The organism is Neopusillimonas aromaticivorans (assembly GCF_030344915.1).
Classification (GTDB): Bacteria; Pseudomonadota; Gammaproteobacteria; order Burkholderiales; family Burkholderiaceae_B; genus Neopusillimonas; species Neopusillimonas aromaticivorans.
This window is the reverse complement of record NZ_CP128233.1, coordinates 2,933,855-2,957,906: the sequence shown is the minus strand read 5'-3', so window position 1 is coordinate 2,957,906 and position 24,052 is coordinate 2,933,855. Positions and strand designations below refer to the sequence as shown.

Annotated in this window: 10 protein-coding genes, 1 tRNA gene and 12 pseudogenes; 12 read left to right on the top strand and 11 right to left on the bottom strand. The window is 58.5% G+C overall.

All coding sequences use genetic code 11. From position 1 onward, the window contains the following. Positions 1–16 precede the first annotated feature (16 nt). From N7E01_RS16415 to N7E01_RS16405, 3 genes are all read right to left on the bottom strand, one after another. Entirely contained in the window at positions 17–304 is a 288-nt protein-coding gene (locus tag N7E01_RS16415) for a twin-arginine translocation signal domain-containing protein (protein ID WP_289173651.1), read from the bottom strand. A 54-nt stretch (positions 305–358) separates the two neighbouring features. Next, positions 359–1,390, bottom strand: coding sequence for an RNA methyltransferase (locus tag N7E01_RS16410; RefSeq protein ID WP_289173650.1), 1,032 nt, complete (start codon positions 1,388–1,390; stop codon positions 359–361). 191 nt (positions 1,391–1,581) lie between these two features. Next, a tRNA-Leu gene (locus tag N7E01_RS16405) sits at positions 1,582–1,666 on the bottom strand. A gap of 114 nt (positions 1,667–1,780) precedes the next feature. On the opposite strand from N7E01_RS16405, the pseudogene dapC reads away from it, so the two are divergent. The 5 genes and pseudogenes from dapC to N7E01_RS19115 all read left to right on the top strand — a co-directional run bounded on the left by dapC (position 1,781) and on the right by N7E01_RS19115 (position 7,852). Next, a pseudogene (gene dapC / locus N7E01_RS16400) lies at positions 1,781–2,978 on the top strand (succinyldiaminopimelate transaminase). A gap of 41 nt (positions 2,979–3,019) precedes the next feature. Beyond that, positions 3,020–3,840, top strand: a pseudogene (dapD, locus tag N7E01_RS16395) (2,3,4,5-tetrahydropyridine-2,6-dicarboxylate N-succinyltransferase). Further along, positions 3,840–4,975 (top strand): annotated as a pseudogene (dapE, locus tag N7E01_RS16390) (succinyl-diaminopimelate desuccinylase). The pseudogenes dapD and dapE overlap by 1 nt, the downstream one beginning before the upstream one ends. A gap of 18 nt (positions 4,976–4,993) precedes the next feature. Further along, on the top strand, positions 4,994–5,908 hold the full coding sequence (prmB, locus tag N7E01_RS16385) for a 50S ribosomal protein L3 N(5)-glutamine methyltransferase (protein WP_289173649.1): 915 nt from the start codon (positions 4,994–4,996) through the stop codon (positions 5,906–5,908). Continuing rightward, positions 5,905–7,852 (top strand): annotated as a pseudogene (locus N7E01_RS19115) (ATP-binding cassette domain-containing protein). The gene prmB and the pseudogene N7E01_RS19115 overlap by 4 nt, the downstream one beginning before the upstream one ends. Before the next feature lie 36 nt (positions 7,853–7,888). On the opposite strand, the pseudogene N7E01_RS16365 reads toward N7E01_RS19115, so the two are convergent. From N7E01_RS16365 to purN, 4 genes and pseudogenes are all read right to left on the bottom strand, one after another. Further along, positions 7,889–10,160 (bottom strand): annotated as a pseudogene (locus N7E01_RS16365) (UvrD-helicase domain-containing protein). Next, a complete protein-coding gene (locus tag N7E01_RS16360; RefSeq protein ID WP_289173645.1) occupies positions 10,157–11,371 on the bottom strand; it encodes a DesA family fatty acid desaturase in 1,215 nt (404 codons plus the stop codon). Before N7E01_RS16360 ends, N7E01_RS16365 begins: the two are co-directional and overlap by 4 nt. 95 nt (positions 11,372–11,466) lie before the next feature. After that, on the bottom strand, positions 11,467–12,633 hold the full coding sequence (locus N7E01_RS16355) for an RsmB/NOP family class I SAM-dependent RNA methyltransferase (RefSeq protein ID WP_350494886.1): 1,167 nt from the start codon (positions 12,631–12,633) through the stop codon (positions 11,467–11,469). Positions 12,634–12,783: 150 nt separating this feature from the next. After that, positions 12,784–13,418 (bottom strand): annotated as a pseudogene (gene purN, locus N7E01_RS16350) (phosphoribosylglycinamide formyltransferase). Positions 13,419–13,548: 130 nt separating this feature from the next. Here purN and N7E01_RS16345 point away from each other — a divergent pair. The 7 genes and pseudogenes from N7E01_RS16345 (at position 13,549) to dut (ending at position 20,205) form a co-directional block, all read left to right on the top strand. Then, positions 13,549–14,514: a bifunctional riboflavin kinase/FAD synthetase gene (locus N7E01_RS16345; RefSeq protein WP_289173644.1), complete on the top strand. Its 966-nt coding sequence runs from the start codon at positions 13,549–13,551 to the stop codon at positions 14,512–14,514. Beyond that, positions 14,504–17,338 (top strand): annotated as a pseudogene (gene ileS / locus N7E01_RS16340) (isoleucine--tRNA ligase). Before N7E01_RS16345 ends, ileS begins: the two are co-directional and overlap by 11 nt. Then, positions 17,331–17,839: pseudogene (gene lspA / locus N7E01_RS16335) on the top strand (signal peptidase II). The pseudogenes ileS and lspA overlap by 8 nt, the downstream one beginning before the upstream one ends. Before the next feature lie 23 nt (positions 17,840–17,862). Next, positions 17,863–19,064: pseudogene (gene coaBC, locus N7E01_RS16330) on the top strand (bifunctional phosphopantothenoylcysteine decarboxylase/phosphopantothenate--cysteine ligase CoaBC). Positions 19,065–19,115: 51 nt separating this feature from the next. Continuing rightward, the gene (locus N7E01_RS19570; protein WP_434089529.1) at positions 19,116–19,328 is read left to right on the top strand and encodes a hypothetical protein; all 213 of its coding nucleotides are present in this window, start codon (positions 19,116–19,118) and stop codon (positions 19,326–19,328) included. Then, on the top strand, positions 19,328–19,753 hold the full coding sequence (locus N7E01_RS16325) for a DedA family protein (RefSeq protein WP_434089528.1): 426 nt from the start codon (positions 19,328–19,330) through the stop codon (positions 19,751–19,753). Before N7E01_RS19570 ends, N7E01_RS16325 begins: the two co-directional genes overlap by 1 nt. A 39-nt stretch (positions 19,754–19,792) precedes the next feature. Continuing rightward, a pseudogene (gene dut / locus N7E01_RS16320) lies at positions 19,793–20,205 on the top strand (dUTP diphosphatase). Between the two features lie 162 nt (positions 20,206–20,367). Here the strand turns inward: dut and N7E01_RS19110 are convergent. From N7E01_RS19110 to N7E01_RS16300, 4 genes and pseudogenes are all read right to left on the bottom strand, one after another. After that, positions 20,368–21,056, bottom strand: a pseudogene (locus tag N7E01_RS19110) (PqiC family protein). Positions 21,057–21,153: 97 nt separating this feature from the next. After that, positions 21,154–22,811: pseudogene (locus N7E01_RS16310) on the bottom strand (PqiB family protein). Positions 22,812–22,820: 9 nt separating this feature from the next. After that, positions 22,821–23,387 (bottom strand): paraquat-inducible protein A, encoded by a 567-nt coding sequence (locus tag N7E01_RS16305; RefSeq protein ID WP_289173642.1) that lies wholly within the window; start codon positions 23,385–23,387, stop codon positions 22,821–22,823. Continuing rightward, entirely contained in the window at positions 23,312–23,998 is a 687-nt protein-coding gene (locus tag N7E01_RS16300; protein ID WP_289173641.1) for a paraquat-inducible protein A, read from the bottom strand. The genes N7E01_RS16305 and N7E01_RS16300 overlap by 76 nt, the downstream gene beginning before the upstream one ends. Between the last annotated feature and the right edge of the window lie 54 nt (positions 23,999–24,052).

Genomic DNA, 24,052 nt, shown 5'->3' with positions numbered 1-24,052 from the left:
ACAGGGTCGCGAAGCGTCAGACCGCGCTGAGGATTTTCCAGTCAATCTGGTCTGCGGAAGCCACGGTGTAGCGGTTACCCTGGTGCTCGATATCTGCGTAAGTCAGCCCTTCAGACTGGCGATGACCACGTAATGCAAAGCCGCCACCGAAACCCGCCTTGATGGATTTTTCAATTTTTGCGCTGGCATCAGCCGCAGGCGAACCCAGGTTGCTTTGCAAAGCCGCCGCACCGGCCAGGCCCGGCACCAGCAAAACGCACGCCGAGGTGCACCCTTTGATAAAGTCTCTACGGTTGATCGTCATGGGCCATCTCCTTGGGCTGCGTTTCTGTTGAACTAAGTTTCCCGACAGATTACCTCAGATTTGTGTCAGTTTGACCACCTTTTCTACGCCAACGGCACGAGCGCGCAACTGGCCGCAACCGGCGTCCACGTCCTGCCCCGCGCTATTCCTTACTTTGGTCAGCACACCACGACGCTGAAGGGAACGAACGATTTCGCGGATACGTTCGGCATCGGGACGTTGGTAGTCATCCCCTTCGAGACTATTGAACGGGATAACGTTGAGCACCCCGTACTTGCCCTTGAGCAGCGTTACGACCCCATCGAGTTCGTCGTCACCGTCGTTGATGCCTTTGAGCAGCGTCCATTGATACTGGATGGGATAGCCGGTATCACGAGCGTATTGCTCGCCAAGCGCAATGAGTTCTTCCGGTGAAATTTTCGGTGCACGCGGCAACAGGTGGGTACGCAGTTCGGCTTTGGTCGTGTGCAGCGACAAGGCCAGAGCAGGCTTGACGCGTTGTTGCGGCAAGGCTTCGAATACACGCAAGTCACCCACGGTAGAAAACACAAGATTCTTGTGGCCGATATTGCCCTCGGTGCCGAGCACGTCAATGGCTTCAAGCACGTTGTCGAGATTGTGCGCGGGTTCGCCCATGCCCATGAAGACAACTTTCTTCACTGCGCGCAAACGCCGCGCCAGCACGACCTGGGCAAGAATTTCCATACTCGTGACCTGACGGATCAGGCCGCTTTTACCGGTCATGCAAAAGCGGCATCCAACCGCACAACCAACCTGAGTGGAGACGCAGAGCCCGTCGCGCGGCAACAGCACGCTTTCAACCATCTGCCCGTCGGCCAGTTCCACAAGCAGGCGAGACCCGTCATTACCGGGGTGCTCGGAGCGGACACGAGCGAGACCGTCGAGTTCTGCCGTCAGGACAGGCACGGCATTACGCAACGCAAGAGGCAGAAAATGCTCGGCGCTGCGTCGTCGCGTACCGGTGTCGAGCGCCTGCCCTTTGAGCCAAGTACGTACGACACGGCCACGATGAACGGGCAGCGCGCCGAGGGCGGCGAGGCGTTGGTCAAAGTTTGAAAAGCGCATGTAGGGAAAAGCGAGCTTTAATCGCTGTCGCAGGGGATTGCGTGCGGGATTTTTGCGGGACCAGTGGGGCCTTTATGGGGCCGTTGCTTTGGAATTTTAGATTCCATGCAATCAAAAGATTGCAGGGAAACCATATAACTGACTGATATTTAAAGAAATTGACTGTATGGCATCAGTCGATTTCAGTATAGTGGTGCGAACGGAGAGACTCGAACTCTCACACCTCTCGGCGCCAGAACCTAAATCTGGTGCGTCTACCAATTCCGCCACGTTCGCAATGTGAAGCCCATCAGTATACCAAGCCCGAAATATTGTGGCAAACAAGCCACCGTGCAAACGCAGACCCGACGGCCTTGCTAAAATGCCGGGCTAACTCTGGACTCCTCGAGCATGAACCCAAGACTCGGCCTTTTACACCCCTACCCCTTCGAAAAACTGCGCGCACTGCTGGCGCAGGCAACCGTACCGCCGGCAGGCCTCACACCCATCAGCCTGTCCATCGGCGAACCCAAACACCCAACCCCCTTTCATTATCGAGGCCATGCAACATGCCATGCAGGGTCTCGCCGCCTATCCCCCGACCAAGGGCGATGCCCTCTTGCGTGGCACGATTGCCGACTGGCTGACACGTCGCTACGGCATCTCGCGCCCAGACCCCGAAACACAGGTGCTGCCGGCACTGGGGTCGCGTGAGGCCTTGTTTTCGTTCGCTCAGGCGATTGTAGATGGTCAACGCGGGGGCTATGTGGTGTGCCCCAACCCGTTCTACCAGATCTACGAAGGGGCCGCGTTGCTGGCAGGGGCAAGCCCATGGTTCATCAATGCCGATGAAACCCGCCAGTTCGGTTACGACTGGGCCGGCGTGCCGGCCGATGTGTGGGCAAAAACACAACTGGTGTACGTGTGTTCACCCGGAAATCCGGCAGGCAACGTGCTTGAACTGTCCGAATGGAAAACACTGTTCGAATTATCGGACACTTACGGGTTCGTGATTGCCGCCGACGAATGCTATTCCGAGATCTATTTTGATGAGTCAGCGCCGCCACTGGGCGCGCTGGAAGCCGCCTGCCGCTTGGGGCGCAACGATTACAAAAATCTGGTCAGTTTTTCAAGCCTGTCCAAACGCTCGAATGTACCCGGGCTGCGCTCGGGTTTCATTGCCGGCGATGCCAACCTGCTCAAACAGTATTTGCTGTACCGCACTTACCACGGCAGCGCCATGAGCGCCGTCGTGTCGGCGGCCAGCGTCGTCGCCTGGAATGACGAAAGCCACGTCCAGGCAAACCGTCAGCAGTATCGCGAAAAATTCGATGCCGTATTGCCTATTCTTGCACCGGTCATGAAGGTTGAACGCCCGCAAGCCGGTTTCTACCTGTGGGCACAGACACCCGGCAGCGATACCGACTTTGCCCGCGACCTGCTGGGTGCCACCAACGTTACCGTACTGCCTGGCAGCTATCTGGCCCGCGAGGCTCAAGGCTTCAACCCGGGCGCCAACCGGGTTCGCATGGCGCTGGTGGCCTCTAAAGCAGACTGTGTCGAAGCCGCCCACCGCATTGCCGCCTGGCTGAAAGATCGGGGCGCGTGACGTCCGCTTGTTTACCCATCACTCCATTACTACCCATCATCATGACAACAAATCTGCAAACCACCATTGAAAACGCCTGGGAAAACCGCGCCGACATCAACCCGGCTACAGCACCCGCCGAAGTTCGCGATGCCGTCAACCACACATTGGCTGAACTGGACAAAGGCAGCGTGCGCGTTGCCGACAAATCAACCGGCGAATGGGTAGTTCACCAGTGGATCAAAAAAGCTGTTTTGCTGTCTTTCCGGCTTGAAAACAACGGCATTATCGGCCAGGCACCGGTACAGTACTACGACAAGGTCGGCCTTAAATTTGCCGACTATTCCGAGCACGACTTCGCCACTGCCGGTTTTCGTGTCGTACCACCGGCCGTTGCCCGCAAAGGCTCTTTCATTGGCAAAAACGTTGTCTTGATGCCCTCGTACGTCAATATCGGTGCTTACGTCGATGAGGGTACGATGGTTGATACGTGGGCCACGGTGGGTTCATGTGCGCAAATCGGCAAGAATGTCCACCTGTCCGGTGGCGTCGGTATCGGCGGCGTGCTTGAACCCTGCAAGCCAACCCCACCATTATTGAAGACAACTGCTTCATTGGTGCGCGCTCTGAAGTCGTTGAAGGCGTCATCGTCGAAGAAAACTCGGTATTGGCCATGGGCGTTTTCCTGTCGCAAAGCACTAAAATCTATGACCGCACAACCGGCGAAATCCACTATGGTCGTGTCCCGTCGGGGTCGGTCGTGGTTCCTGGTTCACTGCCCGCCGCCGATGGTTCGCACAGCCTGGCCTGCGCGATCATTGTCAAGCGCGTCGACGCACAGACACGTTCTAAAACCAGCATCAACGAACTGCTGAGGGCTTGATGGCATCATCCGCTGTACTGCAACTGACCAAAGACCTGCTCTCGCGCCCGTCCGTCACCCCTGACGATGCCGGGTGCCAGGCCCTTCTGGCCGAACGCCTGGAACCTCTGGGGTTCACCGCCGAAACGCTGGTCTTTGAAGAGGTTACCAACCTCTGGATCCGCAAGGGCAGCGCACGCCCTTGCGTGGTTTTTGCCGGTCACACCGACGTCGTACCGACCGGCCCGCTTCAAAGTGGGCATCCGACCCGTTCACCCCAACCGAACGCGACGGGATTTTGTATGCACGCGGTGCCGCAGACATGAAAAGCAGCATTGCGGCCTTTGCGGTGGCCGCAGAAGAATTTGTTCAGGCCCACCCCGATCACAACGGTTCCATCGCCATGCTGATCACCTCCGACGAAGAAGGGCCGTCCATCAACGGCACGGTCAAGGTGTGCGAAGCCCTGAAAGCCCGCAACGAAGTCTTTGACTACTGCCTGGTGGGCGAACCCACATCGGTTTCGGCACTGGGCGACACCGTCAAGAATGGTCGGCGCGGGTCGCTGTCAGGTCGACTGACCATCAAGGGCAAGCAAGGTCATGTGGCTTATCCGCACCTGGCGCGCAACCCGGTACACCTGGTCGCGCCGGCCCTGGCAGAACTCACCCGCATCGAATGGGACCAGGGTAACGACTACTTCCCGCCCACCACCTTCCAGATTTCCAATTTTCATTCGGGTACCGGTGCCACCAACGTCGTACCGGGCGAGGCCATCATTGATTTCAATTTCCGGTTTTCCACCGAAAGCACACCCGACACCCTGAGAACGCGTGTTCACACCCTGCTCGACAGCCACGACCTTGACTACGAACTGGCCTGGACCTTGTCCGGCGAGCCCTTTCTGACCCCGCGCGGCGAACTCAGCCAGGCGCTGTCAAAGGCGATCCGCGCAGAAACCGGTATCGACACCGAACTGTCCACCACCGGCGGTACGTCCGATGGCCGTTTCATTGCCAAAATCTGCCCGCAGGTTATCGAATTCGGGCCCATCAATGCCAGCATTCATCAGGTGAATGAACATATTCGGGTCGACTCACTCGAACCCCTCAAAAACATCTATCGCCGCACGCTTGAAAACCTGCTGCTTACCTAATCAACCTACGGGCACACCATGAATCCTTTGGCCTTCCAGGAACTTCTTACCGTTCGCGACTTGCTGCGCTACACCGTCAGCCAGTTCAACGCCGCAAAACTCAACTTTGGTCATGGCAGCGACAACGCCTGGGATGAAGCGGTTTACCTGTTGCTGCACGTCTTGCACCTGCCACTCGATACGCTCGACCCCTTTCTCGATGCCAAAGTGCTGCCCGATGAACGTGAAAAATTCCTGAAAATGGTCGATCGGCGCCTGACCGAACGCGTACCTGCCGCCTATCTGACGGGTGAAGCCTGGTTGCAAGGCCACCGGTTTGCAGTAGACCCCCGCGTCATCATTCCCCGCTCACCGATTTCGGAGCTGCTGGCTGAACAATTGTCGCCCTGGGTCGCGGAACCCGATGACGTTGATTACGTGCTTGATCTGTGCACAGGTTCGGGCTGTCTGGCGATATTGGCCGCCCTGGCGTTTCCAGGCGCCCAGGTGGATGCGGTTGACATCTCGGAACACGCCCTGGAAGTTGCTGACCAGAACATCGAGCACTTCGGTCTGGACGGGCGGGTGACGGCCCATCGCAGTGACCTGTTCGACCAGTTGCCCGACTGCAGCTACAACGTCATCATCTGCAACCCGCCGTACGTCAACAGCCACGCCATGGAGGCCTTACCGGCCGAGTATCGCCATGAGCCCACACTGGCGCTGGCAGGCGGCGACGACGGCATGGACATCGTGCGCCGTCTGCTGCGCGATGCACCCCGGTTCATGGCACCGGAAGGCATTCTGGTTCTGGAAATCGGCAACGAATACGAGAACTTTCTGGCAGCCTTCCCTGAACTTGAACCGGTCTGGCTCAGTACCGAGTCGGCGGAAGACCAGATCCTGCTGCTCACGCGTGAGCAACTTGACGCCATGAGGCCTGCCGTATCGTGATCCGTGCCAGCAGCATCACCCTTCGGCGGGGCACCAAAGTTCTGCTCGACAATACTGACTTTGTCATCAACCCGGGCGAACGTGTCGGTATTGTCGGCAAGAACGGTGCAGGAAAATCGACTCTTTTCGCCTTGCTCAAGGGTGAACTTGATGCCGATGCCGGCTCAATCGACTTACCCGGCAGCTGGCGCACTGCCAGCGTCGAACAAGACATCTCAACACCCGATCGACCGGCCCGCGAATTCGTCATTGACGGCGATGTCGGCCTGCGACGCCTGCAAGCCGAACGCGAAGCCACACCCGACACCGATGGCCACCGCATCGCCGAGCTGGAAGCGGCCCTGATCGAGGCTGACGCCTGGAGCGCCGCCTCGCGGGCCGAGCAGTTACTGGCTGGCCTGGGCTTTGCCCCGCACGAATGGATGAACCCGGTTCGCAGTTTCTCGGGGGCTGGCAAATGCGTCTGGCATTGGCACGCGCCCTGATGGCGCCCTCAGAATTGCTGCTGCTGGATGAGCCGACCAACCACCTGGACCTGGATGCCATGCTGTGGCTTGAGCGCTGGCTGGCCGCCTACGACGGCACCGTACTGCTCATTTCCCACGACACCGAATTCCTGGACGCCGTTGCGAAAGCCATTCTGCACTTCGATAACGGCAAACTGGTACGTTACAAAGGCGGCTATGAAGACTTCCTGACGCAGCGGGCCGAGCGTATCCGCCAAACCCAGCTGGCCCACGACCGCCAGGCCCGCGAAACTGCGCGCCTGAAAAGCTTCATTGACCGCTTCAAAGCCAAGGCCACCAAAGCAAAACAGGCTCAAAGCCGTGTAAAGGCGCTGGCCCGCATGGAAACACTGGCTCCGCTGCACGTCGATGCAGGCGTTGATATTCGTTTGCCCGAACCCGACAGCATGCCCGACCCATTGCTGGTGCTTGAAAACCTCAGCACCGGTTACCCGACACCCCATGGCAGCCCCAAAAACCGGTGCTTCAAGATATCAATCTGATGGTTCGCGGCGGTGCCCGTGTCGGCATCCTGGGCGTCAACGGTGCCGGTAAAAGTACCCTGATCAAAACCCTGGCCGAAGAACTGGCCCCGCTGTCCGGCCAGCGACGTGCATCCAAAGGCCTGAAAATCGGCTACTTCGCCCAGCAGCAACTGGACATGCTGGATGCTGACGCGACCCCGCTGCAACATCTGGTCCGTATCGCCCCCGACCTGCGCGAGCAGGAGCAGCGTAACTATCTGGGCGGGTTTGGTTTCAGCGGTGACATGGTCAACCAGAAAATTGCCCCGTTGTCAGGCGGGGAAAAGGCGCGGCTTGCCCTGGCTCTGGTGGTTTGGCAAAAACCGAACCTGTTGCTGCTCGACGAACCCAGCAACCACCTGGATGTCGAAACCCGCGAGGCGCTGGCAACCGCACTGGCCGAGTTCGAAGGCAGCGTCCTGCTGGTGTCTCACGACCGCCACCTGTTGCGCACAACCGTCGACAACTTCTGGATTGTCGCCGATGGCAAGGTCAGCGAATTCGATGGCGATCTGGAAGATTACCGCGACTGGCTGAACCAGCGGGCCGCAAACGTGCGGGCCGAAGCACGTAACGACGTCAACAGGGAACGCGACGAGGCGAATGGCGGCCTTGCCGTTGACCGCAAAACCCAGAAACGACTGGATGCCGAAGAGCGCCAGCGCCTGTCGGCGCTGCGCAAACCCTTGCTGAAACAGGTCGAATCACTGGAAAAGAAAATGGCCACGGCACGGGCACGTCTGGACAGCCTGGATGCACTGATCGCCGACCCCGATTTCTACAGTGACGAGCGCCGTGACGAACGGGTGAAGGCCCTGGCCGAGCACGGCGAACTGGGTAAAACACTTGCGCAACTGGAAGAAGACTGGCTGATGGCCCAGGAAGAGCTGGAAGCCATCGAACAGGCGGGGTGAAGCAGAGGCCACAACACGAGATTCATGGCCGGGTATTCAGCCCTGCACAATCGCCAGCTTGGCCACCCCAAGCGCAAGTGTTTTGGTGCCCACATCGCGGAACTGGATCTGTGCCTGCGCATCGGTGCCGGTACCGCTTAAACCAATGATGGTGCCTTCGCCAAACCTGGCATGGGCAACCCCTGACCCACCCTGAAGTGCTGTTCGCCCACCGTGACCCCGGTCGTAAGACTACGGGCCGCAGTACGCGGTGCCAGCGTGGCAGGAGAACGGGCATACGCATCGCCACGCCGGTAAGCCCCACCCCACGACACCGGATCAGCCATCGTGCGCTGTTGCTCACGCGGGGTAAGCCACTTGAGATGTTCTTCAGGAATTTCAGACAGGAAGCGTGAACGCATGGCGTAACGCGTTTGACCATGAAGCATGCGGCTTTGTGCCAACGTAAGATACAGCCGTTGGCGTGCCCGCGTCATGGCCACGTACATCAGGCGGCGCTCTTCTTCAAGCCCCCTGTTCAGTGAGACTGTTTTCATGCGGGAACAGGCCCTCTTCCAGACCGGTAATGAATACGCAATCGAACTCAAGACCCTTGGCGGCATGCACCGTCATCAATTGCACAGCGTCTTCGCCGGCCTGCGCCTGATTATCGCCCGCTTCGAGCGAGGCATGCGACAGAAAGCTGTCAAGTGCTGACTGGCTGGGGGTGCGACACCGGCATCGGGGAACTCAAGGGCATCGGACGATGGGCCCATGCGTGCTGACGCCGGCTCACCCATCAAGCCCTCTTCACCGACAAACACGGTTGCCGCGTTGACCAGCTCTTGCAAGTTTTCGAGGCGGTCGGCCCCTTCTTTCTCGCCCATGTAGTGATCACGCAAACCACTGTGATGAATCACATGTTCGATCAACTCGGGTAACGGCAAGACGCTGGACTGTTCAGAGAGGTCGGACAGCAACTGAACAAACGTGCCCAGCTTCGCGCCACTTTTACCCCCATGGCGCTGACTGCCGCATACAGGCTGCTACCCTGTTCTTTAGCCAGATCGCCAAGTTGTTCGAGCGTACGTGCCCCGATGCCACGCGCCGGGAAATTGACGACCCGCAACCACGACGTGTCATCGTTCGGATTAGCCACCAGGCGCAAATATGCCAGGGCATGCTTGACCTCCTGACGCTCGAAAAAGCGCTGCCCGCCATAGACCCGGTACGGTATGCCGGATGAAAACAGCGTGTGCTCGATGACCCGTGACTGCGCATTGCTACGATACAAGACAGCAATATCGCGGCGACTATGTCCACCCGACACCAAGGCCCGGATCTCATCCACCATCCACTGGGCCTCAAGCAAGTCGGTGCCTTGCTCGCAGATGCGGACGGGTTCACCCTCGCCTTGTTCAGTCCAGAGGTTTTTTCCCAGGCGGGCTGCATTATGGGCAATCAGGGCGTTGGCCGAGTCAAGTATGTGGCCGTACGAACGGTAGTTCTGTTCAAGCCGAATGACATTGCCTTGGGCGAATTCACGCTCAAAGGCGGCCATATTGCCTACATTCGCACCCCGGAACGCATAAATAGACTGATCATCATCCCCCACCGCAAACAGCGATGCCCCGCCACCCGCCAGCAATTTCAGCCAGCGATACTGCAGGTCGTTGGTATCCTGAAACTCATCAATCAGAATGTGCTGGAAACGACGCTGATAATGCTCGCGGATAGGGGCATTGCGCAGCAGCAATTCGTAAGCGCGCAACAGCAACTCGGGGAAATCAACCACCCCTTCGCGTTCGCACTGGACCTGATATTGCCGGTACAAGTCGATCAGGCCACGCCGGTGCGCATCGTACGCATCGACATCATCGGGCCGCAACCCCTGCTCTTTGGAACCGTTGATGAACCGCTGGACATCGCGCGGGGAAATTTGTCATCATCAATACCGGCCGCCTTGAGCAGGCGCTTGATGGCCGACAACTGGTCGGCCGTATCAAGAATCTGGAAGGTTTGGGGCAGGCCTGCATCGCGGTGGTGTGCACGCAACAAGCGGTTGCACAGGCCATGAAACGTACCCACCCACATCCCGCGTGTATTGATGGGCAGCAATGCGGAAAGGCGCGTGAGCATCTCACGCGCCGACTTGTTGGTAAACGTTACTGCCAGCAAGCCAAAGGGGCTAACCTGCCCCCTGGATCAACCACGCCATGCGGGTGGTCAGCACCCTGGTTTTACCGCTTCCCGCCCCGGCCAGCACCAGGGCATGGCCAGTGGGAAGTGTAACGGCGGCTTGCTGTTGCGGGTTAAGCGACCCGATCATGCCGCGTAGCGGCGCAGACGCAGGGCAAACTGCTCAAGGCTTTCAATGCCGCTTTGCTGGGCACGCTGCAACCAGGCTTGCAGGTCGCTGACGAGCTGCTCGCTGCTGGCACTGGAACTTTCCCAGATACGGGTCAGGTCGCGACGCATTTGAACCAGGGTAGACAGCGACTGGTTCTGAGCCAGAACGGTATCGAGCTGGGCACGTTGTGCGGGTTCAAGCTTGCTTTCATCAACCTGGCCGAGCCAGTCTTTGGCACCGGCCAGCAAGGTGAAATTGCATTCGGCACTGTCTTTCTGACGGGTTGCCTTGAGCTTGGCCATTTCTTCGGCCGCTGCTTTCTTGACCAGGTCAGTGTAGCGGGCAAGAATTTCGTAGCGGTGCATGATGACGCCTTCAAGCGTTTTTGCACTAACGGAGGCATCGGCATTGGGTTCGAGCTTGAGCTTGGGCGCAACACGACGCACCTTGGCCAGACCCAGCGCACTGAGAATCTTGATGTAACCCCAGCCGATGTCGAATTCGTACCATTTGGCCGAAAACTTGGCTGATGTACCATGCGCATGGTGGTTATTGTGAAGCTCTTCGCCACCGATGATCAGGCCAATGGGAAAGACATTGGTGCTGGTGTCGGGGCTGGCGTAGTTACGATAGCCCCAGTAGTGGCCGATACCGTTGACAACACCGGCCGCCCAGAACGGGATCCAGGCCATTTGAACCGCCCATACCGTCAGGCCCAATGCACCAAACAAGGCAAGGTCAATGCCCAGCATGATGAGGATACCCAACGCGCTGTGACGCGAATACACATTGCGCTCGAGCCAGTCGTCGGGCGTACCATAGCCGAAACGCTTGAGGGTGTCTTGATTCGCCGATTCTTCGCGGTACAGTTCAGCACCTTCAAAGAACACACGGTTGATGCCGTAAATCATGGGCGAATGCGGATCACCTTCGCGTTCGCACTTGGCGTGGTGTTTACGGTGAATGGCAACCCATTCTTTGGTCACCATGCCAGTGGTCATCCAGAGCCAGAAACGGAAGAAATGCATGGCAATGGGATGAAGATCGAGACCGCGGTGGGTTTGGCTGCGATGCAAGAACAACGTGACGCCCACAATAGTGATGTGCGTCAGCACCAGCGTAACGAGCGCCACCTGCCACCAGGAAAGTTGCAGCAAACCGCCCGAAATAAAAGATAAGACGTAGTCCATAAACCGTGTGTTAGACCCTTACAAAGTAACCCGCCAAGTTTAGCGTAGTTGGTTCTGCTGTGACAGCAGTGTTGCAAATAAGTTCTTGCGAAAAATCAAACGGATGCCGGTGCCGGCGCTGGTTTTGCCCGCTCCAGGACCGCCGCAAAGAAGCCGTCAGTGCCATGCACATCAGGCCGCAACGACAGCCAGGGGCCGTCAAACGTCAGGTTTTTACAACGATCAGCCACCACTTTACCGGCATCTACCACTGAAAACTCAGGATTCTCGGCCAAAAAGGCTTCAACTTGCTGCTCGTTTTCTTCGGGCAAGATACTGCATGTCGCATAGACCAGACGTCCACCCGGTGCGACACACTGGGCCGCCTGACGCAGGATCCGGGCTTGCAAGGCACGCAGCTCCTCAAGGGATTCGGGATGCTGGCGCCATTTCAGGTCTGGATTGCGCCGCAAGGTGCCCAGACCGCTGCAGGGCGCGTCAACCAGCACACGCTGCGCCTTGCCGCGCAACCGCTTGACCCGCTGGTCGTTATTTTCGGCAATGACCACCGGCACAATGTTGGACAACCCGCTACGGGCAAAACGCGGTTTGGCGCGCGCCAGACGTGCGGCCGACACATCGAAGGCATACAAGCGGCCTGTAGATCGCATCAGGGCACCCAGAAGCAAGGTTTTGCCACCGGCACCAGCGCAATAATCAATGGTCATTTCGCCACGCCGGGGTGCCACCAACGCCGCCAGCAATTGGCTGCCTTCGTCCTGCACCTCGATTTCGCCTTTTTCAAACATGGGCCAACGATTGACGGGCGGCCGGCCTTGCAGACGAATACCCCAAGGGGAATACGGCGTAGGTTCAGGGTTGAACTTCAAGGCCTGGCTGTTGCGCAGTGTTTCCAGCATGTCGTCGCGCTCGGCTTTGAGCGGATTGATGCGGATATCCAGCGGCGCCGGCTGATTTAATGCCGCAACCAGCGCATCAGCCTGCGGCAATGCTGACAAACGCTCGTCAAGCCAATCGGGCATGCTGTCGCGTACCTGACGCGGCAGGCGATCGAGCGGAATTTTCCGGACATGCTCAAGCCATTGCTTTTCATTGTCCGACAAGGCTTCAGCCAGAAGGCTTTCACTGACAACCGCCGACAACCCGAGAATGGCCAGGCGACGTGCACCCGGGCCAATACCGCTTTCGGCAAAATGACGGTAACGGCGCAGGTGGCGCAACACATCAAATACCGCATCGGCCACTTCACCGCGATCCCGCACCCCAATTTGGGGTGGGCTTTCATCCAGCGCGATAACACCACATCGGCCGGATGGGCCCACTGCAAAATGTCGCCCAGTACCGACTGTACCTGCTCGACACGCGCCGCGCCCAGGTTATACGGGCGTTGCGGGGTCTTTTTCTGTTTCATTTCAAGCCTTGATTAAAGTAACGTCGGCAGCGTCGGCGTCATTGGACGCCAGTACGCACGCGCGGGTAGGAAGATCTGTGACGGCAACACGTCCGTCATCCTGCAAACTGACGCGTCCATCAGCCAGCCATTCAACCACATCGGCGTAAAGCCGGTGCTCAACCACCAGCACACGCTCTGCCAATGATTGCGGGGTATCGGTTGCCAGCACCGGAACAGCCGCCTGACCGATAATGGGACCGTTATCCAGTTCTGGCGTAACAAAATGGACGGTGCACCCATGCCACTGCACCCCGGTTTTGAGCGCATTTTCGTGGGTTTTCAACCCCGGAAACGACGGCAGCAGCGAGGGGTGGATGTTGACAAGGCGGCCGCTGAACTGATGCACGAAGGCGTCGGACAAAATCCGCATGAAGCCCGCCAGCAACACGTAGTCGGGCGAATAAGCCTGAACCGTTTGCGCCAGCGCCTGATCATAGGCTTCTCGGTTAACATAAGCGCCCGGTTCAAGCGCGCAGGTTTCCAGCCCTTGCTGCCGGGCCCAGTCCAGACCTGCCGCCGCCGGTTTGTCTGACACTACGGCAACAACCTGCGCCGCCAGGCCCGGCTTTCAATCGCCCGGACAATAGCCTGCATGTTCGAGCCCCGGCCCGATACAAGGATGACCAGACGGCAGGCGCCCGACGAAACGGTTGAGGTGGTTGAAGCTAACGAAGTCAAAATGCGGTTCCTGAGCAATGCAACATAAAATTGTAAACTGTCGCCTGTGAAATCTGCCCTTAAAATTTATCGTTCTCTGCCACGCCACGACGATGCCAGCCCCAGTGCCGTGTCAATTGGCAATTTTGACGGTGTCCACCGCGGGCACCAGACTATTCTTGCACGCGTGGCCCAGGTCGCCCAGGAAAGGCACCTGACGCCTTCGGTCATGACGTTCCACCCGCACCCCCGCGTCTATTTTGCACGGGCGGGCAACCGGCCCGAACTCATGCCCACCCAGATCAGCAGCCTGCGCGACAAGATCTGGGGGATACAACGTCTGCACATCCGGCAGCTGGCTCTGATGCGATTCAACCAGGCCTTGGCCGACCTGTCGGCCGAAGACTTCGTTAAACACACCCTGGTTCAGGGGCTGAACACACGCTGGCTGCTGGTTGGCGAAGACTTCCGCTTCGGGCACCGTCGCACCGGCGACATTGACCTGCTGCGCAAACTGGGGCGCGAACAGGGTTTTGAAATCGACCTGATCACCGATGTCGTCGATGAAAACGGACACCGGATTTCCAGCTCTGAGGTACGTACGGCCCTGGCTGTGGGGAATCTTGCCCACGCCGAGCATTTGCTTGGCCACCCCTACCGGATCAGCGGTCACGTCGTGCACGGCAAGAAACTGGGGCGCACGCTGGGCTACCCCACATTGAATGTGAATGTACCCCAGTTATGCGCCGCACGTTCCGGAATTTACATCGTGCGGGCCTACGATCTGGCCGACCACCCTCTGAACGGCGTTGCCAGCCTGGGTGTACGGCCCACGGTCGACAATAACGGCCATGTGCTGCTGGAAGTGCACCTGTTCGATTGCAACGTCGATGCATACGGTAAACTCACACGCATTGAATTCCTCAAGTTTCTGCGCGACGAAGAAACTTTTCCCGACCTGCCCACAATGACCGCTGCCATCGACAACGATGCGCGGCAAGCTCGCGATTACTTTGCGCTCCATGGACTATAGAAAAACTCTGAACCTGCCCGAAACCCCTTCCCGATGCGTGGCGATCTGGCCAAGCGTGAACCCAAATGGGTTGCTGAATGGGAAGAAAACAAGGTTTATGCTGCCATTCGCGCAGCCAGCCAGGGGCGACCGAAATTTGTGCTGCACGATGGCCCGCCGTATGCCAATGGCGACATTCACATCGGCCACGCGGTCAACAAAGTCCTGAAAGACATCATCGTGAAAAGCCGCAATATGGATGGCTTCGATGCCCACTATGTGCCCGGCTGGGACTGCCACGGCATGCCCATCGAAATCCAGATCGAGAAAAATACGGCAAGCACTTGCCTGTCGGTGAAGTGCAGGCCAAAGCACGCGCATACGCCCTTGAGCAGATCGAACGCCAGCGCATCGACTTCAAACGGCTGGGGGTTCTGGCCGACTGGGACCGTCCCTACCTGACCATGAATTTCAGCAACGAGGCCGACGAGCTGCGTGCGCTGGGCAAAATCCTGGAAAAGGGTTTCGTGTTTCGTGGCCTGAAACCCGTCAACTGGTGCTTTGACTGTGGCTCCGCACTGGCAGAAGCCGAAGTGGAATACGCCGACCGTACCGACCCTGCCGTTCATGTGGCGTTCCGTTTCAATGACCCTGGCCGCGTGGCTGCCATTTTTGGACTGGACCAGCCCGTAGAAGGCGCTATCGTCATCTGGACAACAACCCCTGGACGTTGCCGGCCAACCAGGCGCTGAATGTTGGCCCTGAAATCAGTTACGCACTGGTCAAGCTGGCCGAACCACGCGCCACCGGCGAATACCTGCTAATTGCCACCGACCTGGTCGAATCCTGTCTGCAAGACTGGGGGCTTGAAGGCACTGTCGTGGCAACCGTCGCCGGCCAGGCGCTGGCCGGGCTTGAATGCCGTCACCCCTTGTACGACGCCGATACGGGTTACCAGCGCGTTGCCCCTGTCTACCCGGCTGAGTACGTCAGCCTTGACGCGGGAACCGGGGTGGTCCACGCCGCCCCCGCCTATGGTGTTGACGACTTCCTGGTCTGCAAGGCCAATGGCCTGACCGACGACGCCATCATCAACCCGGTCATGGGTGATGGTCACTACGCCAGCACGCTGCCGTTGTTTGGTGGCGAACTGATCTGGAAAGCCAACCCGAAAATCGTCGAAGCCCTCGACAACGTCGGCAGCCTGATCAAGCAGGCACCGCTCAAACACAGCTACATGCACTGCTGGCGGCACAAGACACCGGTCATTTACCGTGCGACCAGCCAATGGTTTGCCGGTATGGACCGCATTGTTGCAGACAGCCCCACCCTGCGTGAAATGGCCCTGAAAGGGGTCGAGAACACGCAGTTTTACCCAGCCTGGGGTCGCGCCCGCCTGCATGCCATGATTGCCAACCGCCCTGACTGGACATTGTCGCGTCAGCGTCAGTGGGGCGTTCCCATGGCCTTTTTTGTTCATAAAGAAACCGGCGAACTGCACCCGCGCACCCCCGAATTGCTCGAACAAATCGCACAGCGTGTCGAAAAGGAAGGCATTGAAGCCTGGCAAACACTCGACCCGACCGAGCTGCTGGGCGACGAAGCCAGCCTGTACGAAAAAAATCGCGATACGCTCGACGTGTGGTTCGATTCGGGCACTACCCACGCCACCGTGCTGGGTGGGCGCGATCACGCCATCAAAGGGTCCCATGCCGATGAACTGACGTGGCCTGCCGACCTGTATCTGGAAGGTTCCGACCAGCACCGCGGTTGGTTCCATTCGTCCTTGCTGACCAGCTGCATGCTGTATGGCGAACCGCCCTACAAGGCGTTGCTGACACACGGTTTCGTGGTCGATGGCAAGGGCCGTAAAATGAGCAAGTCGGTGGGTAACGTTGTTGCGCCACAAAAAGTTTCCGATTCGTTGGGTGCCGAAATCCTGCGTCTCTGGACCGCTTCCACCGACTACTCAGGTGAACTGTCGATTTCAGACGAAATCCTGAAACGTGTGGTTGAAGGCTACCGCCGCATTCGCAACACGCTGAAATTCTTGCTGGGCAATATCCAGGACTTCAATGTCGCCGAGCAAGCGGTGTCAGACGATGACCTGTTCGAAATTGACCGCTATGCCCTGTGCATGACGGCCCAGATGCAAGACGAAGTACTGGCCTGTTATCGCCGCTATGAATTCCATCCGGCGGTATCACGCCTGCAGATTTTCTGTTCGGAAGACCTCGGAGCCTTCTATCTGGATGTCCTGAAAGACCGCCTGTACACAACCGGAGCCAACAGCGTCGCCCGCCGTTCGGCGCAAACCGCGCTGTACCACATCACCCATGCGTTGTTGCGTCTGATGGCCCCCATTCTGTCGTTCACCGCCGAAGAGGCCTGGAAGGATCTCCACGAAGGCCGCGATGCCGGCACCATCTTCACCGAGCTTTACCACACGCTGCCCGAACACGCCGATGCCACGGCGCTTGCCGACAAATGGTCACGTCTGCGTGACATCCGCGCCGAAGTCATGCGCCGGATCGAAGTGGTGCGTACAGCAGGTGACATCGGTTCTTCGCTGGCCGCAGAAATTGACATCCACGCCTCTGGGGATGACCTGGCCCTGCTGCAATCACTGGGTGATGACCTGCGCTTTGTACTGATCGTTTCAAGAGCCACGGTGCATGCCGGTGAGGGCGAACTGTCCATCACGGTCAGCCCGACCGGCCACGCCAAGTGTGAGCGTTGCTGGCACCACCGGGAAGACGTCGGTGTCGATCCAGACCATCCGCATATTTGCGGGCGTTGTGTCGACAACCTGTTCAAAGACGGCGAGCCACGCACGCATGCGTAAATCACGTCTTGGCTTTGCGGGCTGGCTGCTGGGGGCTGCACTGATCATTGGGGCCGACCAGATCACAAAGATCTGGTTTGACACCCACCTTGCCTACGGCGAACGCTGGCCCATACTGCCCTTTTTGATTTCACCCTGCTGTACAACCCCGGGGCAGCCTTCAGTTTCCTGGCCGAGGGGCAAGGCTGGCAGCGCTGGCTGTTCAGCGGCATTGCCCTGGTCGCCGCCGCACTGATAGTGCACCTGCTCTGGAAAAGCCCGGGCCAGCGCCTGTTTTGCACCGCCCTGACTGCGATTCTGGGCGGTGCACTGGGTAATCTCATCGACCGCCTTCAACATGGTCATGTCATTGATTTTTTGCTGTTTTACTGGCGACAATGGCATTTCCCGGCATTCAACATCGCCGACGTCGCCATTACGTGCGGGGCCATCTTGTTGATTCTGGACGAACTGCTGCGCTATGTACGGCACCGTCGCCAGGCCCGGCTTGCCGACCACTAACCTGAAAAAGCGACTTTTCTGCCATGGGTGATCTGGACAACAAACGTATCGTGCTGGGCCTTAGCGGCGGCATTGCCTGTTACAAAACCGCTGAACTGCTGCGTCGTCTGCAAGACCAGGGCGGCGTAGCTGATGTTGTCATGACCGATGCGGCCACGCATTTCATGACACCGACAACCTTCCAGGCGCTGTCGGGTCGGCCGGTCTATACCAGCGCGTGGGACACGCGCATTCCGAACAGCATGGCCCATATCAACCTGACCCGTGATGCTGATGCCATCCTGATCGCTCCCGCCAGTGCCGACCTGATTGCAAAACTGGCTCATGGTCTGGCCGACGATCTGTTGACCACACTGTGCCTGGCTCGTGGGGCCTGCCCGCTGCTGGTGGCGCCGGCCATGAACCGCGAAATGTGGGAACACCCGGCCACCCAGCGCAATATCCGCCAATTGGCCGATGACGGCGTCATCGTTCTGGGCCCCGGCTGCGGTGACCAGGCCTGTGGCGAAACCGGCGATGGCCGCATGCTTGAACCCCACCAGTTGCTGGCCGAACTGATCGCCTTTTTCCAGCCTAAAGTGCTGTCAGGTCGGCATGTATTGATCACCGCCGGCCCAACGGCCGAACGCATCGACCCGGTGCGGGTCATCAGCAACCGTTCGTCCGGTAAAACCGGCTACGCACTGGCGCAGGCGGCCCGCGAGGCGGGCGCCACCGTCACCCTGGTGTCCGGCCCTACCGCTCTGCCGTGTCCTTGGGGCGTTGAGCGTATCAGCATCGAAAGTGCCCGCCAGATGCATGCTGCCGTCATGCAGCACACTGGCCAGGCCGACATCTTCATTGCAGTAGCGGCAGTGGCTGACTGGCATGTGGCCAATGCCGCCGATCACAAGATCAAAAAGTGGAAGGCCAGGCATCGTCCGGCCCGCCCGCACTGCAGTTCGCCCCCAACCCGGACATTCTGGCCGAGGTTGCCGCCCTGCCCGATGGCCCCTGGTGTGTCGGTTTTGCGGCCGAAACAGAAAATCTGCACGAGTACGCGGCCGCCAAGCGACGTCGCAAAGGCATCCCGTTGCTGGTTGGCAATCTGGCCCAGGACGCCATGGAAGGCGAGACCACCACCTTCATTCTGTTCGACGATAACGGTGCCCACCCGCAACCCAAACTGCATAAACTGCAAGCGGCACGGGCCCTGATTCAGGCCATTGCCCAGCGCATCCCATAACGCTGACCCTGGCATCAATAGCTGCCCTTCCCGTTCTTCATCAGGCCTCTCATGGAACAAATCGTTAACGAAATCACCCTGTTCATCAATAACAACCAGGAATGGGCGGCCTTCATCCTGGGGCTGCTGGCCATGGGTGAGTCACTGCTGGTCGTCGGCATCGCGATCCCCGCCACAGCCGTCATGCTGGTCGTCGGGGGCTGGTTGGAAACGGTACGCTGGATGCCGGGCCTGTTGTTTTCTGGGGTATCGTCGGTGCGGTAGTGGGCGACGCCATTTCTTACTATATTGGACGTTTGCTGGGGCCCAGAATCATTCATCGCTGGCCCCTTAACAAGCAGCGTCGTGCCGTCGCGCGGGCCCGGCACTTCTTTTATCGGTACGGCATGCTGTCCATTTTTGCCGGGCGCTTTCTGGGCCCGTTGCGCGCGATTTTGCCAACCGTCGCTGGCGTCATGAAAATGCGCCACGGGCGATTTCAGGTCGCCAACATCCTGTCTGCCATCGTCTGGATTCCTGTCATGTTGCTGCCAGGCTACCTGACCGGAAAAAGTATTGGTGCGCTGGGCTCAAACGGCACCAACGCCGGGCTGGTCATCAGTTTCGTGCTGTCGGTAGTCATTGCCGTCTGGATCACCCTGACCCTTATCCGCAAGCGCAAATCACGCACCATCAACGAAGACGTCTGACCCCATGAAAAAATTGCTCTGAAAGTGCTCGACCCCCGTATGCAGGATTGCCTTCCGGCCTATGCCACCCCGGTTCAGCCGGACTTGACTTGAGGGCCTGCCTGGACGAACCCTTGATACTTGAACCCGGACAAACACAACTGGTACCTACCGGTTTATCAATTCACATCGGCGATCCTGGCTATGCCGCCGTCATTTTGCCACGCTCGGGGTTGGGCCATAAACACGGTATCGTGCTGGGTAATCTGGTTGGCCTGATCGATTCCGACTACCAGGGGCCCCTTATGGTGTCAGCCTGGAACCGCGGGGCAACGCCCTTCAAACTGGAACCCATGGAACGGCTGGCACAGCTGGTTTTTGTACCTGTTCAACAGGTCGATTTCGACCTCGTTGACGACTTTGAAGAAAGCAGCCGTGGTGATGGTGGTTTTGGCAGCACCGGGCGTAGTTGATGCCGCCCCCAGCCGCATCATAATCAAGACGATGGCCCTAACCTGAACTGTCGTACTCGACTGGCGGCACCCGCCAGCGTTAAACCACAGTCGTTGAAACCGGCGCCACTTACAGAAATTTAAACACTGGCCCGACTCACACAAGCAGGCACCGGATTTCCGTCAATCGGCAGCCCCGGAGCAGCCTTGCCAGGTCAACCCTGAACTCAGATCAATTTTCGGGTGGGTCATTCCGGCGTTGTCACCCAGACGGCCTGCCGCGACCTGGGCCGCAATCACATCAGCAACCTGCACCAGAGCCTGCTGGTAGGCGCGTACCGTCGCGTCAACCCCGCCAACAGCAGGAACCTGTACATTCGCGCGGCAGACTACAGGCAACCCATCGCCTTTTGTTTCAGGCCGACGAGACAGGCGCCAGCTGGTCTGAACCTGCACGTACTTGCCGTACATGGCCTCAAAACGCTGAACATCCAGCTTTACACCCCACAAGGGCAAATTGGCGGGGGCGCCCGTACCATTCACATCGGGCACACCCAGTTGCTGGCCGAGACGGCTGGCCACCGCCAGACGAATCTCGTCGGCAAGGGTGCCACCCATAACGAATCGTTCATGACGCTGACAGCCCCGTCGGTACGACCCGCTAAAACCAGCTGCGGACGGTCAACCTGTGCCGGAATACTGACGCTCTGCACGTTGAGGGCGTCAGCGATTGAATTCACTGCCTTTGGCCTGGAATCAGACACTGTCTGCAGACTGTAATACTGGCTGTTTGAAGCGGCACACCCGGCCAAAGCAACAGCACACGCCAGACCACTCGCGACACGCCGAACTACCCGCGCAGTAGAGGCCATGGCTGCAGTGGAAGAAACGCGTGCACGGCCAGAACGCCGCATCGGAAAAACACAAACACTGGAAAGCAACTGACGACCTGCAGTCATACTAAGCATCCTATTCAGGCAAACGATCGGCACCACGACCACCGATCAACGCATTGGGGTGAGCCTGCAAATAATCACCAAGGTTACGCAGGGAACGTGCTGCCCCGGTCAATTCACGCAACGTGCGCTCAAGATTGGTGCCACTGGGCGAATCGGCAGACAGTAAGGCATTTACATTTTCCAGAGAACGACGGGCCTCTTTGAGCGCCGCTGCGGCCTGGGGGCCACCGACGTATTGATCTCTTTGAGCAACGTGTTCATGGAAGCCAGCCCATCGCGCAGGTCTTTACCAATACCGTCAAACGGAACCGCGTTAAGTTTGGTGACAATGGCACTGATCTGTTCCTGCAAACGGTCAAAATTGCCGGGAATGGTCGGAATCATGACCGGGTCCTGCGTTGCGTCAAAAGTCACTTTATCGGCCTGCGGGAAAAAATCCAGCGCGACAAACTGTTGACCCGTCAGCAGGCTGCCCGCCTGCAACTGCGCCCTTAACCCATGATTGATCATTGGCCCCAGGAGCAGACGCCCCGGGTACTGGCTGGCAGACTCAAGGGTCATGATTCGATCGTAGGCATTGCCAAAACGACGCGGATAGAGATTGGCCTTGACCAAGACATGAAACTGCCGTTTCTCGGTGTCGAACTCAAGATCGATGTCATAGACCTTTCCGAGCTCCATGCCGCGAAACTCGACGGGCGCACCAACCTTGAGGCCTCGGACAGACTGATTGAACACCATATCGACCCGGAAGGCAGGCCCATCGGGCTCGGCCATGGCTTCAACTTCAGTCTGGAACAACTCGAATGTCGTGTCGGCCGGTGCAGGCACTTCGTTAGCCGGATTGGCATTGGCAAAGGCCAACCCGCCGGCGATCATGGACGCCAACGACGCCGTCTGGACTGACACACCGGTTGTCGAAAGCGACACATTGACGCCGCTGACGTTCCAGAACCGTGTATCAGACGTGACAAAACGGTCATTGGGTGAGTCGACAAAAATCTGCACATCAACCGAACGCCCCTGTTCGTTCAAGGCGTAGTCGATAATTCGACCCACCGGAATCTGGCGGTAGTAAACCGGAGCACCGATTTCAAGGGAGGCCAGATCGTCGGCGCGCAAGGTATACCGAGTCCCCGGACGGTCACTGGTAACGGCGGGCGGCTTTTCAAGCCCGATAAATGAATACGTGACAGAAGGATCATCCACAGTGCCCTCGGGGGCCACATCGGCAGCAATATACGCCCCCGAAAGCAATGTTCCCAGACCTGAGACACTACCGATGGTCAGGCGCGGCTTGACCACCCAATAGAGCGCACCCTCGCGTGCCAGATATCGCGAGGCTTCGCGGTCGAGCTCTGCCTTGACCAGCACATTAGAGCGATCGGACGCAACCCGGATATCCGTTACCAGACCCACCACCACATCCTTGTAGCGCACCTTGGTCTGTCCGATTTCAAGGCCCTCGGCAGACTCGAAGGTGAGCGTGATGGTCGGCCCCGTGCTCATCCAGTTACGGACGATAAATGACAAACCGACAATTGCGGCAACCAGCGGCACCAGCCAGATCCATGAAATACGGGCGCCCTTGCGTTCGGTAACGAAAGGGTCTGCAGCAACAGGATTCGTGTCAACAGAAGCCGACGCCGGTGGTTTTACTTCTGACATGCAATTCCTTCAATGATGTACAGCCGGATGATTGACGGACCTGGATTCGTGACACTGATCCCAACCCAGTCGGGGGCCGTAGCTCATGGCGGCCAGCATGGTCAAAATGACCACCAGACCAAAAAATGCGGCACCGGGCTCAACGCGAATCTGGGCAAGCCCCGGGAAACTGACCAGTGCCGACAGTAACAATACAACAAACACGTCCAGCATCGACCACTGGCCGACGAACTCGACAATGGCATACAGCCGCGTGCGCTGGCGCTGCATCGCAACTCCGCGCCAATGGTAACGCCGTACCATCAGAATCGACAACGCCAAAAGTTTGCTGGAAGGCACAACCACACTGGCAATGAACACAATAAGCGCGAGGTCCCAGGACCCATAGTTCCAGAGTTCGATCACACCGCCCAGAATCGTATGGGCGGCCTCGCCGGTAGGCATACGCAAGGTCATGACCGGCCAAACGTTCGCAGGAATATAAAGAATGGCTGCCGTAATCAGCAGTGCCCAGACACGGTTGCGAATATGCGGCTTGCGAAAATGAAACCACGCACGGCAACGGCCACAACGCATGACACCTGACAACGGCATGTTCTGAACACAACCGCACGCCGTGCACGCGGCAACCGGCCTGGCCAGATCAACCCCTCACCCGAACGCCGCACCAATCCGGCCTCTTCCGCGTAGCGCCACAGCCGATAGGCCGACATGCGGGTAAGGATGGTCAGCAAAACACTTAACGCCCCAAACGCCCACAGCCCTTCGCCAATGTGCAGCACCGCCAGATCACCCAGCTTGACCATGGCCACCAGAATGCCCAACAGCAACACCGGCACCATACTCCAGTGCGACAACACTTCGAGCATGCGCAAGCCATAACGGAAATCACCCGGCAAACGTCGTTTGCGAATGCATTGCAGCGCCCACATGGCGAACAGGATCTGACCCAACGGGAAGAAAAAGGTGAACAGGGTCGCAGGCAGGGCCACCAGCCAGGCGCCTTGCTGCCAGGTCATGACCAAGGCATCGAGCAAGGTGGCCTGAAGGGTTTGCCCCTGCATGGAAAGCCGCGCAACCGGAAAATAATTGGCCAGACAAAAAACAGCCAGCGCACCCCAGGTCAGGGCGAGCCAGGATTGCAACGACAAGCGGGACTCGCGATACAGCTCGGTACCGCAGCGCACGCAAGACGCCACTGCGCCCGGCTTCAGAGAGATTCTCTGGTGGAGCCGGGCGCA

Coding starts and splice junctions, on each gene's coding strand:
- N7E01_RS16410 (WP_289173650.1), bottom strand. CDS start 1,390: ATGCGCTTTTCAAACTTTGACCAACGCCTCGCCGCCCTCGGCGCGCTG.
- N7E01_RS16305 (WP_289173642.1), bottom strand. CDS start 23,387: ATGCGTTGTGGCCGTTGCCGTGCGTGGTTTCATTTTCGCAAGCCGCAT.
- N7E01_RS19570 (WP_434089529.1), top strand. CDS start 19,116: ATGGAACAAATCGTTAACGAAATCACCCTGTTCATCAATAACAACCAG.
- prmB (WP_289173649.1), top strand. CDS start 4,994: ATGAATCCTTTGGCCTTCCAGGAACTTCTTACCGTTCGCGACTTGCTG.
- N7E01_RS16415 (WP_289173651.1), bottom strand. CDS start 304: ATGACGATCAACCGTAGAGACTTTATCAAAGGGTGCACCTCGGCGTGC.
- N7E01_RS16360 (WP_289173645.1), bottom strand. CDS start 11,371: ATGGACTACGTCTTATCTTTTATTTCGGGCGGTTTGCTGCAACTTTCC.